Origin of the sequence: Pseudomonas sp. M1 (assembly GCF_022760135.1) — a bacterium.
Classification (GTDB): domain Bacteria; phylum Pseudomonadota; class Gammaproteobacteria; order Pseudomonadales; family Pseudomonadaceae; genus Pseudomonas; species Pseudomonas citronellolis.
In genome coordinates this window covers 3980433-3993317 of record NZ_CP094343.1, presented here as the reverse complement: position 1 = coordinate 3993317, position 12885 = coordinate 3980433, and the positions used below count along the sequence as shown (strand labels likewise).

At 60.1% G+C, this 12885-nt stretch carries 12 protein-coding genes and 1 pseudogene; 1 reads left to right on the top strand and 12 read right to left on the bottom strand.

Translation table 11 applies throughout. From position 1 onward, the window contains the following. The first annotated feature begins 5 nt into the window (after window positions 1-5). Entirely contained in the window at window positions 6-266 is a 261-nt protein-coding gene (locus tag PM1_RS17670; protein ID WP_009619714.1) for a PAAR domain-containing protein, read from the top strand. A gap of 173 nt (window positions 267-439) precedes the next feature. Here the strand turns inward: PM1_RS17670 and PM1_RS17665 are convergent, their stop codons facing one another. The 12 genes and pseudogenes from PM1_RS17665 to PM1_RS17615 form a co-directional block, all read right to left on the bottom strand. Then, entirely contained in the window at window positions 440-1348 is a 909-nt protein-coding gene (locus PM1_RS17665; RefSeq protein WP_052058992.1) for a PoNe immunity protein domain-containing protein, read from the bottom strand. A gap of 33 nt (window positions 1349-1381) precedes the next feature. Beyond that, window positions 1382-2755 (bottom strand): PoNe immunity protein domain-containing protein, encoded by a 1374-nt coding sequence (locus PM1_RS17660; protein ID WP_009619719.1) that lies wholly within the window; start codon window positions 2753-2755, stop codon window positions 1382-1384. A 5-nt stretch (window positions 2756-2760) separates the two neighbouring features. Continuing rightward, complete coding sequence (locus PM1_RS17655; RefSeq protein ID WP_009619721.1) at window positions 2761-4305, bottom strand: hypothetical protein; 1545 nt, start codon at window positions 4303-4305, stop codon at window positions 2761-2763. Continuing rightward, on the bottom strand, window positions 4302-5300 hold the full coding sequence (locus PM1_RS31395; RefSeq protein WP_009619723.1) for a DUF2345 domain-containing protein: 999 nt from the start codon (window positions 5298-5300) through the stop codon (window positions 4302-4304). The genes PM1_RS17655 and PM1_RS31395 overlap by 4 nt, the downstream gene beginning before the upstream one ends. After that, on the bottom strand, window positions 5290-5601 hold the full coding sequence (locus PM1_RS31390; protein ID WP_372241102.1) for a type VI secretion system Vgr family protein: 312 nt from the start codon (window positions 5599-5601) through the stop codon (window positions 5290-5292). Before PM1_RS31390 ends, PM1_RS31395 begins: the two co-directional genes overlap by 11 nt. A 4-nt stretch (window positions 5602-5605) precedes the next feature. Further along, window positions 5606-5734: pseudogene (locus PM1_RS31385) on the bottom strand (hypothetical protein); the annotation flags it as partial. A 240-nt stretch (window positions 5735-5974) separates the two neighbouring features. Next, the gene (locus tag PM1_RS17640; protein ID WP_009619727.1) at window positions 5975-6511 is read right to left on the bottom strand and encodes a hypothetical protein; all 537 of its coding nucleotides are present in this window, start codon (window positions 6509-6511) and stop codon (window positions 5975-5977) included. Further along, the gene (locus PM1_RS17635; protein ID WP_009619729.1) at window positions 6486-7307 is read right to left on the bottom strand and encodes a hypothetical protein; all 822 of its coding nucleotides are present in this window, start codon (window positions 7305-7307) and stop codon (window positions 6486-6488) included. Before PM1_RS17635 ends, PM1_RS17640 begins: the two co-directional genes overlap by 26 nt. A gap of 6 nt (window positions 7308-7313) precedes the next feature. Then, window positions 7314-7586 carry a hypothetical protein gene (locus PM1_RS17630; protein ID WP_009619731.1) on the bottom strand — a complete coding sequence of 91 codons (273 nt, stop codon included), beginning with the start codon at window positions 7584-7586 and terminating at the stop codon, window positions 7314-7316. 161 nt (window positions 7587-7747) lie between these two features. Then, entirely contained in the window at window positions 7748-9322 is a 1575-nt protein-coding gene (locus PM1_RS17625) for a type VI immunity family protein (protein WP_009619733.1), read from the bottom strand. A 2-nt stretch (window positions 9323-9324) separates the two neighbouring features. After that, the gene (locus tag PM1_RS17620; protein WP_009619735.1) at window positions 9325-10167 is read right to left on the bottom strand and encodes a VRR-NUC domain-containing protein; all 843 of its coding nucleotides are present in this window, start codon (window positions 10165-10167) and stop codon (window positions 9325-9327) included. Further along, a complete protein-coding gene (locus tag PM1_RS17615; protein WP_009619739.1) occupies window positions 10167-12797 on the bottom strand; it encodes a type VI secretion system Vgr family protein in 2631 nt (876 codons plus the stop codon). Before PM1_RS17615 ends, PM1_RS17620 begins: the two co-directional genes overlap by 1 nt. Between the last annotated feature and the right edge of the window lie 88 nt (window positions 12798-12885).

Genomic DNA, 12885 nt, shown 5'->3' with positions numbered 1-12885 from the left:
TCTCAATGGACATCATTCGCAAGGGAGACAGCACCGACCACGGCGGGACGGTGCTGGAGGGCTTCGAGCAAACGAACCTCAATGGTCGCCCCATGGCAGGGGTAGGGCACATGGTGGCCTGCCCGTTGTGCAAGGGCGTGTTCCCCATTACCGAGGGTAGCAGCAGCTATGATGTGGACGGTGTTCCGGTAGCACTGAACGGCATGAAGACCGCCTGTGGCGCCAGTCTGATTGCCAGCGGCCCCAAAGGTTCGGTGCATGCGTAACGACCCCGCCCGCAGGGTGGGGCGGCTGGCGGCCTGGCAGGCTCATTGAGTGCCGTGTGATATCGCAACGCGGAAGTCCAGTGCGCGGCGCGACCGCTGCCGGCGGCGCGTGCTGGCTCTGCGTGGCTTCGATAAGCGCGACTGGCCTTCCTGGAGTGGTGCTGGTGGTCTAGCTAGAGCGGTGGTACCGACGGCGGGGCGGCATCGTTGGGTGTGCGCCGGGCAAAGTCCACCAGGTCACGCGGGTAGAACGGCTTGTCGCGGTAGCTGCTGTCGTCGATGTTTAGCAGCCAGGTGACGGCGGCGGCTTCCCATGACCAGTAGCCGTAGAAATAGTGGTCGGTTCGATTTTCCAGTGCGTGCTGGTCGATATAGGGTTCGCGCCTACTTGCGTGATACCACTCGTCCAGGTACTTGGCTATCAGCGCTGGGCGCTTCTCCGGGGCGGCGTCGAATACCTTGAAGAGCTTGCGATAGGGGAGATGACGAGTAGCGGTGTCCGGTGGTGTGCCACGACCGGGAATGAAGGGAGCGACCAGGCGTTCGAGCAGGCCATCACGCACACCCATGTCTTCGTTGCAGTAGTCCAGGAAGTGTATGACCCGTGGCATTTCTGCAGCGTTGCCACTGAGTAGTCCGAAGCAGGTCAGGCGTAGAGCAACCGTCCAGTAGTCTTCCGTGCGTAAGGCCGCATGAGGAGTCATGTGGTTGCCGGCTTCAGGTGAATTGTCGTATGCCTCGTTATTTTTGGCGAACTCTTCAGCCCAGTTTATTGCGTATGGCCATATATCTGCGAACAACTCTACGGTCACACCAGCAGAGTATTGCAGGCTCAACCAATTCATTGTGAACCATAGGCGCCGCCGCATCGACGCCATCAAGCCTGCTAAGGAAAGACTTAGTGACGGGTCACTGACTCTGTCCCCTACCAACTTAATGCCGTTGAGCATGTCTTTACTTCTATGCGCGTAGGTTTCATAACGCAGGTATGGTTCGCGCCGCTTTTCAAATTGGGACTCAGATATTTTTAAGCTTGCCCATTTCCCCCAGTCTGGCTCACCGATGTTGCATGCCGTGCTCACTGTTTTATCCGTTAATTTGTGCGGGCCGATGGTTTAAAAAGCTTGCACGAGGAACCAAGTAACGTCACGGCCATGCAGTGAAGGAAGTACCTCGTTGTGCCTGAATTTCTTTGGACCGATGGGCTGATCCTCGCAGTGCCAGATACCCGGGTAGGGGCACGGCTGGCCACTGGCCGCGCGGGCACCGGGTGGAGGTTGTTCGGTCCAGGTCCAGGCTACCGTCTGACCGTCCACCTCGGGCATAGGCTGCCCTTGTGTCATACGGCAACGTACTTGCGGATTACCCGCCTGCAGCCAGAGTCCGGCACGTGGGGCGGGTTCACCGCTATCAGCGGCGCGTGCTGGTTCTATCGTTGCCACGATGGGCTCGCTTTGGTCCGGGTCCCAGTCCCACTGAGTGACACCGACGGTCGTATCGCTGGGAATGGCGGGGAAGAGTTCGCCTTGTACAAAGTACCGGCGGGAACCATGTCGTGCCGAAGTGGACCAGAAGCCGGCCTGTGAGCAGGTCGTACCGGCTACCTGGGGCGGTGGTGCCGACGGCGGGGCGGCATCGTTGGGTGTGCGCCGGGCAAGGTCCACCAGGTCACGCGGGTAGAACGGCTTGTCGCGGTAGCTGCTGTCGTCGATGTTTAGCAGCCAGGTGACGGCGGCGGCCTCCCATGACCAGTAGCCGTAGAAGCTGATATCGCCTTCACCGTGCTGGTCGATATAGGGTTCGCGCCTACTCGCGTGATACCACTCGTCCAGGTACTTGGCCATCAGCGCTGGGCGCTTCTCCGGGGCGGCGTCGAATACCTTGAAGAGCTTGCGATAGGGGAGATGGCGGGTGGCAGTGTCCGGTGGTGTGCCGCGGCCGGGAACGAAGGGAGCGACCAAGCGTTCGAGCAGGCCATCACGCACGCCCATGTCTTCATTGCAGTAGTCCAGGAAGTGCATGACCCGTGGCATCTGTTCGGCATTACCAGTGAGCAAGCCATAACAAGTCAGGCGCAGCGCGATCAGCCAGAAATCTTCCGTGCGCAAGGCTGCATGTGGCGTCGTATGACCACCGGCATCAGGCGAATTGTCGTAGGCCTGGTTATGAGTGGCAAACTCTTCAGCCCAAGCGATTACATATGGAAATGCCTCAGAAAAGAGTTCCACGGACGCTCCCGCAGAATACTGCAGGCTTAGCCCATCCAATGTGTCACAAAGGCGACGGCGCGTCGCTCTCATGAGTTGAGTTAGATTTGGATTTTTTAATGGGTCTTTGAGATTTTTTGTGATTGACTCTATGCGATTGAAAATTTCATGAAAAAGCGCGCTGTACGTCGCATGGCGCAGATACGGCTCTCGTCGCTTTTCAAAATTAGAGGCAAGAACTATTTGATTCTTCCATTGTTCCCAGTTAGGACTGTCAATCATTTAATTCACTTCGCTAAAATGTTTTCTGGAATTAAGAATTTAGTTGCAATTTGATGTCTTGTTGCATTCTTTCTGCATTTCCCGGCCGGGGGAGTGCTATTCGCATTTTTTGATTTGGCATTGCCGTCGTGTTGGATGAAGTTGGAGCCAACAACGGTAATCAAACTTCGCTCGTAAGGGCATGCTGCAGGATCGGTCTCTTCAAGATCTCCTTCCCATGCCCTTATTTTTGGGAGGAGCTTCATACTGTGCTCCGCGACCAAGCTGGCGCTCCCAATCTTGCGAGAAATCCAAAGGTGGCTCATCTGGCGCCCATCACTTTTTGTTTTCCCCACTGAGTTACGAACTTTGGCTTCGTCCTTGTCTTCGACAATAAGTTCTAAACCATCTATCAAGGCATTCTTGACATCAACTATGCTTTTCAGCTTCTTGAAAATGGGCTCATTGGTGCCCTTAGTATCGCTTATACGGTAGGTGTTGCCGTTAGTCTTGCTGAACCAGACGTGGTCAATGCCTTGGTGGCCAGGTTGGCGCCCTTCATAGAGCACGCCCTTGTTGTTAATCTTCTCTCGTGTTTTCTTGTTTTTTACAAAGTAGTAGTCGGCGATGTGCTCGCCCTGCACGCCTACTTTGTGTCGGCTGTAGTTGGAGCGCTGGCTTTGCCGTTGCTGCCCGGTTGCCTGGCCCTGGCGCGGCGTTGCGGTGCCTCCGGTATTGGCAGGCAAGCTGCGATTGGAGGGCGTATCCGCGGGTTTCTTGGCCGGGGTGCTGGGAGTGGTGTGAGGCGCCTGTGCAGGTTTGGTCGATGGGGTGGGGGAGGTCGGCCCTGTGGAAGGTTTGGGTGGGCTCGGCGCGGGCTTGGGGGCAGGTGCGGGGGCAGGTGCCTTTGAGCCTGGTGCGGGCCTCGGCGGCGCACTGGGGCGTGCCGGTACGTGGGCGGTGGTGTTGGGCAGTGGCTGCATCATGGCTTGCTGGTGTGCATGCTTGAGCGAGTCCATCGCCTCGGTGATTTTCTGGCTGGCCTTGCCTTTGAGTACTTTGAGTTGGGCAATCAGGCGTTGCAGACCTTTGGTATCGAGCACCCAGCGGGCCACGCGGCCGCCAAGCAGGTCGATAAGCCCGTCGAGGATTCGGTTAGCGTGGCCGATGAGTTCCGCGGTATAGGCCGCCCAGTTGAGTTGGCGAAACCATTTTTCGATCTCCCCGCGCACCTTGGTGGATAGGCTGTCCAGGATTCGGCCCATGGACTTGCCGCTGCACAGCATGCGGAACACATTCTTGAGCGCGTCACCAAAGCCTGGAACCAGGGCAATCAGGCAGAGCGCCAGTTCCATCCAGTTATCGGATTTTTCGTTGTTACGCGTGAGTTGGTAGAGCGCGCGCAGGATGTTGTAAACGTCCAGGGCTTGGCCCACACCTGGCACGCAGCCTAGCACTACCGTGATTATCAGTTGCGAAATGGACTGACCTCGACCTTCAACGACTTCTTGAACCCAGGTGAGGATTTCGGCCAGTGTGTCTTGTTCGGCCTTGGCGATGTAGTCAGTCATGCGGTGTGGGCCTCGTCATCGTCCGTAAGCGTTAGTTCCTGGTGGTCTCCAGAAGGGCCTTCGTCGTCATCGTCGTGATCGTGATCGCCCAGCTCACTGTCGTACAGGTAGTCGTTACTGAGATCCTCGTAGTCCGAGTCTGCCAGTGCCTCTATCTCGTCGGGGAAGTAGTTGTCCTCCAAATATTCCTTGTCCAGTTGGCGGTATCGCTCCAGCTGCTCCTTGGCCTGTTCGGGGGATTGTGCCGGTTGGCCGAAGAAGGGGTTGGCCGGTAGTTCCTGCGTGGGAAAGGCTTCGCGTTGGTCGAAGCCGAAGAACACGGTGCCGGGGGCGGGCGGGTTATCGATTCGGGCGTAGCCTTGCGCGTCGAGCGTGCCTTGCTGTTGTGAGCCGTCCTCGAACTGGATGAGGTACGGAGCGTTGGCTACCGGCTTGAGATCGCTGTAGGCGTAGCGCAACTCCAAGGCGCGGGGCAATGTCAGCGAACCGAGAGTCCAATTGGCCAGCTGCGGACTCATGGAGGCTCCACTTACATTGCTGTGCTTAGCTGCCTTGACGATGAAGTCGCCCGGCATGCCAAACTCGATGTTGCCGTCAGCAATCTTCACGTAGGCACCGCCACACAGCAGGGTGATGTGCTGCTTTGCGGCGAATAGGACGTGCTGTTGGCTCGCACTGATCTCTACGCTTTGGTCGGCTTCCAGGCGTGCGCTGTTGTGCTGCGCCTGCAGGAGCAATTGGCCCTGGTGAGCGATGTGGCGCATGTCGCCGCTCTGGGCAAAGGTGCCCAGGCCCTGGCCGGCGTTGAGCAGCATCTGCTCGCCGGCGCCCAGGGCGATGCTGCGCGGGCTGGCCAGGGCGATGCCGGCCGGCGCGGAGAGGGCAATGATCGGTTCATTGCCGGGGCCCGTGCCTTCTTTCTGGTCGTTGGCGCCATGGCCCATGGCGCGCACGGTGTCGGTCAGGGTCTTCCTTGGCCCTGCGTCATGCGTCATGCGCCAGGCCCTGGTGCTGGCCAGCGTAATTTCCCAGGCTCTCGACCAGTTCCAGCGCCGCTTCCAGAGTGCTAACCAGTTGGGCGCGGTCGAGCAGGCCGCCGTTGGCGTTGGCTTGTGCCTCGGTGCTGAGCAGCATGCCCTGCGCCGCGCGCAAGGCGCCGTGCAGGTCGGTGCGCAGCTCGAAGCCTTCGCCGCGCTCTTGAGGGTGCTGAGCACCTGGTGCCTGGGCCTTCGTAGGGCGGGCGGTTGCCCACGCGGTAGCTGCGCCCGGTGACCACGGGTTGGTCCGGGTCGCCATCGAGGAAGTCGACGATGACCTCCTGGCCGATGCGCGGCAGGGTGATTTGCCCCCAGCCGCGCTCTCGGGGCCGACGACGGTGGCCACCTGCGGGCCCGGGATGAGCGGCCGCGGCCGCGGCGCGGCGCGCCATTCGATGCGGTCGGGCACCAGTTGGGCGGTGTACTGGTAGTGGGTGCCGCTCTGCGCCCCTGCGCTCTCTTCGGCCTGGCTGGTGTGCTGGCGGCCTTCATGGCGGATGTGCACCGGGCGCCAGCCATGGTTCCAGTCCTGGCGGGGATGGCCGATGAGGTCTAAGGCCAGGCCGGGGACCAGGCGTGGGTCGTCGCCTTCGGCATTGTCTCGGGTAGAAACTCAATGGCCTGTCCAGCGCTCATTGCGTTCTGACCAGGAACCAGGTGACATCGCGGCCCTGCACCTGCGGCAGAGGCACGCCGTGCAGGAAGGCATGCGGGCCGGTGGGCAGGTCTTCGCAGTACCAGATGCCCGGATAGGGGCAAGGCTGGCCGCTGGTGGCGCGCATGCCGGGTGGCGGTTGCTCGGCCCATTGCCTGTGCACGGACAGGCCATCGATCAGAGGCAGCGGCTCGCCTTCGGCGACGCGGCAGCGCACTTCCGGATGTTCGGTCTGCAACCAGAGCCCAGCTCGCGGCGCCAGTTGCAGGCTTTCAGCCTCATGCGATGGCTCGACGGGGACCGCCACCGCAGCACGCTGCTCTTCGGTGAGTACGGCGGCATTGCCCGACGGGACATCGTCCCATTGCCACAGTGTCAGGCCCTGGGTGACGTCGCTGGGGATGGCGGGGAAGACTTCACCTAACTCGAACAGGCGACGTGAGTCGTGTTTGGCGTGGGTAAGCCAATACCCCGCGCGGGGGCATGGCTCACCCGCATAAACGAACAGAGACACGGGCTTCCGCGCTGGCAAGCGGGACCTTCCGCCCCGTAGATCGGAGCAGATACCAGTCTGTTTCCACGGCCTGGGTGTATTCGTAGCGGTTTTCATTCTCGTGGGTGACGGGGTACATCGGCTGCATCACCTGCCCTTGTCGTGCAAAGGCCAGGGCGGTGGTCCCCATTCCCCCCGCAGGGACCCAAACGCCCGTACAGGGTACGATGAGTCCGGTATGGCAAGTTACCGAGGTATCCGGATGGTATTCGGGGACAGTTTCCAATGTATTGAACAACTCCGGAGATGTTTGTAGCTTTCGTAGAATATTTGCCCCGCGATAAGACATATCCTCAGGTATTTCCGACCAGTGTCGCTGTCCGCCAGTGAAGTCTATATCGGAAAAGACGCGAGTTATTTCAGTTGCTGCATTGAAGGTCGCTACAGGTCGAAAAGTTTCATTATGAATTTCGCGAAGGCGCAGGAATTCATCCATGTCCATCCAGCGGGCCGACTCGGTTAATTCCCGACCAATATCGCCCAGCTTGGTGCCCCACTCCAGCATGGCTTCGAACTCGCCCTGCACCAGCAGGGCACGCGCGTTCGGGTATGTATCCAACAGTTCGGCCAGGACGCGGCTTAAATACAGGGCTGGGCCAAAGCGCTGCCCTATCGTGTTCTTTTCGGTCAGTTCATCCTGGAAGGCGATGAACTTCTTCAGCCCGACCAGCGACTGATCAACGAACTCCGGGGAAGTGATGGTGTACCAAAGATACGCTTCCGTGTTCAGGTCTCGGAACATGAGCGGGTAGGGCATGGGGAGTTACCTGTTGGGATTGGGCAGGCCGATCAGCTCATGCTGATCGACAAAGTCCTTGAATCCCCAGCCTGTCGGGTGGGGACCGTCGATTCGTGAATCGGTGGGGGAAACGCGGATTTTTCCCGGCTTTGGCAGCGTGCTGCCTTCGACCATGTCCGGGAAATTGATGTCTTCCACCAGGTTGTCTCCCTTCATGTTGCGCACGCTCTCCCAGGGGTGCATGACGATTTGGTCAAAGCCACCTTCCAGATAGTCGTCCCCACCCATGCGCTGCATGGCGGTCGGCCCCTCCCACGCCTTCACGGTGCCGTCGCGCGCGGTGTTTGAACTCTTCCTATCGCCACTCTTTGGTGAAATCAGACCAACTAGAGCATGGGGCCGTTCCCTTGGTCATTTTCATGTCACTCGATATAACCGATATAGCTCCCTATAACATGTCAAATCCCTCGCACCAACTTCCAGGTCACACTACGTCCCCCGACCTGTGGCATAGACACACCATGCATGAAAGTCTGTTCCCCGGTCGGCCAGTCTTCGCAACTCCACACGCCCGGATAGGGGCAAGGTTGGCCGGAGTTGGCACGCAGGCCCGGCGTGGGCGCCTCGATCCACTGCCATGACACCGAACGTTCTTGATGCACAGGCAAGGGGTCACCAAGGTCATGCGCACAGAACAGCACGCTGGGATTACCGACCTCCTGCCATTGCCCGGTACGAGGCGCCGGATCGCCACTGTTGGCTATACGCGCAGGCTCCTGTGGCATCGCGGAGGGTTCGCGCTGATCCGTATCCCACTGCCAGAGCGTTAAACCATGGAGTGTGTCCGTGTGGAACGAAGGCATGACTTCGCCCTGGTCAAAATGCTCTCGGGTATCGTGCTTAGCTGTAGTACGCCACCAACCAGTGAGTGGGCAAGGTTCGCCGCCTATGACATGCGAAGCTGCGGGTTCTATGCGTGGCGCATCTGGTGCTCGCCCGCGAATCTGGGGCGTAGGCCAATCGCTATCCTCATCGAAACGGGCTAGCCAGCGCTGGTTGTCGGCCAAGGTGAAGCGCTCGTTGGGGTCGCCATCCCACTCTCCGAAACCGAGCAAGTCCAACTTAGAATGCCGCAATGGGCGCAGCAATTGGTTCAGTAGAATCGGGAGTTCGGGTACACCATCTTCTACCGGATACAGTTCGGGCTGGGCGCCTAATTCGATCCACTGGCCGCAATTCAGGTCGTCAATACGAATGCGGGGATCAACCAGCACTGCACGCACAGCGTCACGTTCCAGCGAGAGCTTTTCACGCCAGAGGTCAGACAGGAAGAACCCCCATGTTGGAGGTCGAAGCCCGGAAGGCAAGTCCGGAGTTAGATTCATTCCGAAGGGATAGTCGGTATCTAACCCATAAAAATAAGGTGTCAGCGCCCTATCCCACACGGCCACCTCGGAACGGGCACCGAACTCCAGGGGGTTAGCCATGGCAAATCCACTGTATACCTGTTCAGGCCCCAGTCGTTCGATGGTGTCGCATACAAAGCGGCGCCATACATCCTGATTATCTAGCCACCACTGCCAACGGTAATAAAACTGCAAGTATGAATAGTTGTCTTCGCTCCAGGCGCGAGAGGCATCTCGCCAGAAATAACCAGCGGTTGCCGGAGAACTCCGATGGTTATTTTCATCAGTAAAGTTAAATTCGAAGCTCTTGCCACATTGAGTTTTTTGTGCCCACTGACGCAGGTCCCCGAGTCGCTTTGAATCATAAGGGTGCGGTCGCTCCGAGTCCGGATGCGTAGCAACCTTGTACGGATAACCAAGCAGACGCTCGAAATCCTCATGCACTTTGATCATTGTCTCCGAAACATTCAAATAACGCTCTGATTCGTATTTAAAATAGAACGTCACAAAAGGACTAATGGCGTATTCAGCTCCGTCTATTTCATAGTACGAATTTGGCCACTCTCTAAGCATGGCCATGAAATCGTCCAGAATTTCCTGGGAGAACAATCTATAAGTTGTATTCATTTTTATCTCCTTCCCTTTCCCCCGGCCTGTCCTGATGTTCTCCCACCCTTTCCATCCTCTGAAGCTGTGTAACCAGTACAGTCCTCTGGCACTCGCAGAAGAGCGACTTTTCTTTTGTTCTTCTGCATTAGATCTGCGTACTCACTCAGCTGTTTTTGTTTAACCCAATCATTCGGAAATTTAATCTCCACGACCACAAACACGTTGGGCACGTGGAACGGCTGCTGCCGATATTCGACAATCACCAAATCCGGAGCAAGGCTGCCACGCGGTCGCGGCCAGAACGGAAAAATCTCACTGGTGCGCTTGGGCTTCGTCGCCGGCTCACCCAACAGTGGTTGGCCGTTCAGATAGTTTGGCTCAGCCTTCAGCGGGCTTTTCCAATCCAGCGCATTGTCGATAGCTTCGAATACCAGTGATGCAGTGGTCTGCTTGAGCGCCACTTCGATGGTCGTTTCTATGACACTTCCGGGAATCTTCTTGCGTATCCGCCGAGGCACTTTGAGAGGAGAAGACAGCGCCCAATTGCACGCAACGCTGATGGCAGGCCGGAACGGGATTTTTCGTTCGATGTATTCCTTGTAGGTTGCACCTTCAGCACCACGACGTGAAACGGTACTGCGGCCACCAGCATCCACCTTTGCAAAAGTTGAACTTTTCTCGTGAATCTCCTTCGAGAAGCTTTCTATGACGCTTTTGAGGACACGCTTGACCTCTTCCCGGCGCTTGGCGATATCGCTGGCCATTCGCGCGACTTCCTTGGCTGTCTGTGCAGCCTCATACGCCTGATGAATCCGATAGGCACGATAACCCCAGATGAGGGCAGCAGCGATGGGAGCAGGCATCAGGCTTCCTCCGGCAGGTATTCGTCCATGAACTCGTCATCGAAAGGCGAAGGCGAGTCCTTGTGTGGACGCGCATCGTCGACAGTAGCAAGCTGCGAAGCCCAATCTTCAGTAATACGTTGGTCGTCCCGCATGACGGTTTTGTAGGCTTGAATAGCGCGCGGCGCTCCGGTCTCAATGAGTTCGGTTTCGCCCTCGTCACTGGTCCAGCCTTCTGCTAACAGCTGACCGCCGCTCATCAACTTATAGCGATAGCCCTGGAAGGCACGCTCATCAGTTTTCCGTAAGCGGTAGCGCCCCTCGAACTCCCCTGTAGACGGGGATTTGAACAACGGCAGGCTGGAATCAGCATTCGCAGGTCCAACAAGACTGTGCTTGGCTGCTTTGACGGTGAAGTTGCCCGGCATGCCCATCTCAATATTGCCGTCGGCGATCTTCACGTAGGCGCCACCGCACAGCAGGGTGAGGTGCGTCTTGGCTGTGGCGACTATATGTTGCTGACTGGCCGAGACCTCCACGCTCTGGTCGGCCTCCAGACGAACGCTGTTGTGCTGCGCCTGCAGGAGCAACTGGCCCTGGTGAGCGATGTGGCGCATGTCGCCGCTCTGGGCAAAGGCACCCAGGCCCTGGCCGGCGTTGAGCAGCATCTGTTCGCCGGCGGTCAGTTGCACCTGCTCGCGCGCGACGGCATCGATGTGCTCGCCGGCGCCCAGGGCGATGCTGCGCGGGCTGGCCAGGGCGATGCCGGCCGGGGCGGAGAGGGCGATGACCGGTTCACTGCCATTGCCGCCGCCGTCGGCCTGGTCGTTGGCGCCATGGCCCATGGCGCGCACGGCCTCGGTCAGGTTTTCCTGGGGCTTGGCCTGGTGGGCCAGGCCCTGGTGTTCACCGGCGTAGTCGCCCAGGGTCCTGGCCAGCTCCAGCGCCGCCTCCAGGGTGCTGACCAGTTGCGCGCGGTCGAGCAGGCCGCCGTTGGCGTTGGCTTGTGCCTCGGTGCTGAGCAGCATGCCCTGCGCCGCACGCAAGGCGCCGTGCAGGTCGGTGCGCAGCTCGAAGCCTTCGCCGCGCGGCTGGCCGCCGTCGGGCCGCGGGTGGGTGAGGTAGCCCAGGTGGAGATGGCTTTGGCCATGGTCGTTCATCAGCGCGGCGCTGATTTCGCTGGTGGTGTCGTCCAGGCGCAGCTCGCTGGCGCGCTGGCCCTTGTGTTCCTTGCTCTTGAGGGTGCTGAGCACCTGGTGCCTGGGTAGTTCGTAGGGCGGGCGGTTGCCCACCCGGTAGCTGCGGCCCGCGACCACGGGTTGGTCCGGGTCGCCATCGAGGAAGTCGACGATGACCTCCTGGCCGATGCGCGGCAGGGTGATTTGCCCCCAGCCGCTGCCGGCCCAGCCGTGCAGCGGGCGAATCCAGCAGGAGCTGTGTTCGTTGTGCGCGCCTTCGCGGTCCCAGGGGAACTGCACGCGCACGCGGCCGAATTCATCGACGTGGAACTCTTCGCCCTCGGGGCCGACGACGGTGGCCACCTGCGGGCCCGGGATGAGTGGCCGCGGCCGCGGCGCGGGGCGCCATTCGATGCGGTCGGGCACCAATTGGGCGGTATAGCCGTAGTAGGTGCCACTCTCGGCCCCGGCGCTCTCTTCGGCCTGGCTGGTGTGCTGGCGGCCCTCATGGCGGATGTGCACCGGGCGCCAGCCGTGGTTCCAGTCCTGGCGGGGATGGCCGATGAGGTCGAAGGCCAGGCCGGGGACCAGGCGCGGGTCGTCGCCTTCGACCGTGGCGGTCTGCGCGTCACCCCGCAGGCCGCGCAGGCGGTCACGGGAGAAGGCTTCGCCACTTTCTCCCTGCTTGTAGCGGCCGGGATAGGCATAGTGCTCGTAGTCCTGCTCGGCCGCGCGTGGACGTTCGGCTACGGCGCTGTGCTGCTGATCGTGCTGCGGGTATTTGAAGGTGTAGTCGCGCTGGGTCTGGCGGGTGGTGCGCACGTGCTCGGCGTAGGTGAAGGTGCGCAGGGCCGGTTCGGGCCGGTCGCCGCCGGGCGTGGGGTTGTAGGGTACCGGGCCGCCGGCGATGGTGCCCTGGATATAGAGGCGGTCGCCGTGAATCAGGGTGCAGCCGTCGGGGCGGTGCTCGAAGCGGTGGAAGAGACCTTCCTCGGCGGCCAGGCGCAGGAGGAAGTCCAGGTCGGTGTCGCCGGCCTGGACGCAGTACTCGCGGGTGAGGTGGTCTTCGGTGAGGTTCTGTTGGTAGGGGTCGATGCCGTGCTCGGCGAGCAGCAGGTTCAGGATTTCCGGCACGGTTTTTTGCTGGAAGATGCGCCAGTCGGCGCACAGCTCGAGCCGTGCCAGGGGCGGTTCGACCAGGGCGCGGTAGCGGGTGCGACGGAAGCCGGTGGTGCCTTGCTCGAAGCGGCTGACCTGGCCATGGACATGGCGTACCGGTTGCTCGCCCTGCCAGAGGATGAAGTGTGCCGGCGCATCCAGAATCTTGGCGAAGTCGATGGCCGGGTCGCGGCTGGCCAACTCCAGCGCCAGTTGGTAGCTCTCGCTGAGGCCCTCGTCGAGGGTGAACTCGATGACGTCGAACTCGGTCTCGCCCACGGTGAAGGTGAAACGCAGGTCGGATTGGCTGGGCATTAGGTGCTCCTTGCAGGCCGGGGGTAATCCCCTGCGGCAGATGAGCGCGATACGGCCGGCGGCTTATGCCGCCGGCCGTAGGCAGGGG

Excerpts from the sequence above, each read along its gene's own strand:
- PM1_RS17670 (WP_009619714.1), top strand. The coding sequence starts at position 6 with ATGGACATCATTCGCAAGGGAGACAGCACCGACCACGGCGGGACGGTG.
- PM1_RS17660 (WP_009619719.1), bottom strand. The coding sequence starts at position 2,755 with ATGATTGACAGTCCTAACTGGGAACAATGGAAGAATCAAATAGTTCTT.
- PM1_RS17655 (WP_009619721.1), bottom strand. The coding sequence starts at position 4,305 with ATGACTGACTACATCGCCAAGGCCGAACAAGACACACTGGCCGAAATC.
- PM1_RS31395 (WP_009619723.1), bottom strand. The coding sequence starts at position 5,300 with ATGACGCATGACGCAGGGCCAAGGAAGACCCTGACCGACACCGTGCGC.
- PM1_RS31390 (WP_372241102.1), bottom strand. The coding sequence starts at position 5,601 with ATGGCGACCCGGACCAACCCGTGGTCACCGGGCGCAGCTACCGCGTGG.
- PM1_RS17635 (WP_009619729.1), bottom strand. The coding sequence starts at position 7,307 with ATGCCCTACCCGCTCATGTTCCGAGACCTGAACACGGAAGCGTATCTT.
- PM1_RS17630 (WP_009619731.1), bottom strand. The coding sequence starts at position 7,586 with ATGCAGCGCATGGGTGGGGACGACTATCTGGAAGGTGGCTTTGACCAA.
- PM1_RS17625 (WP_009619733.1), bottom strand. The coding sequence starts at position 9,322 with ATGAATACAACTTATAGATTGTTCTCCCAGGAAATTCTGGACGATTTC.
- PM1_RS17620 (WP_009619735.1), bottom strand. The coding sequence starts at position 10,167 with ATGCCTGCTCCCATCGCTGCTGCCCTCATCTGGGGTTATCGTGCCTAT.
- PM1_RS17615 (WP_009619739.1), bottom strand. The coding sequence starts at position 12,797 with ATGCCCAGCCAATCCGACCTGCGTTTCACCTTCACCGTGGGCGAGACC.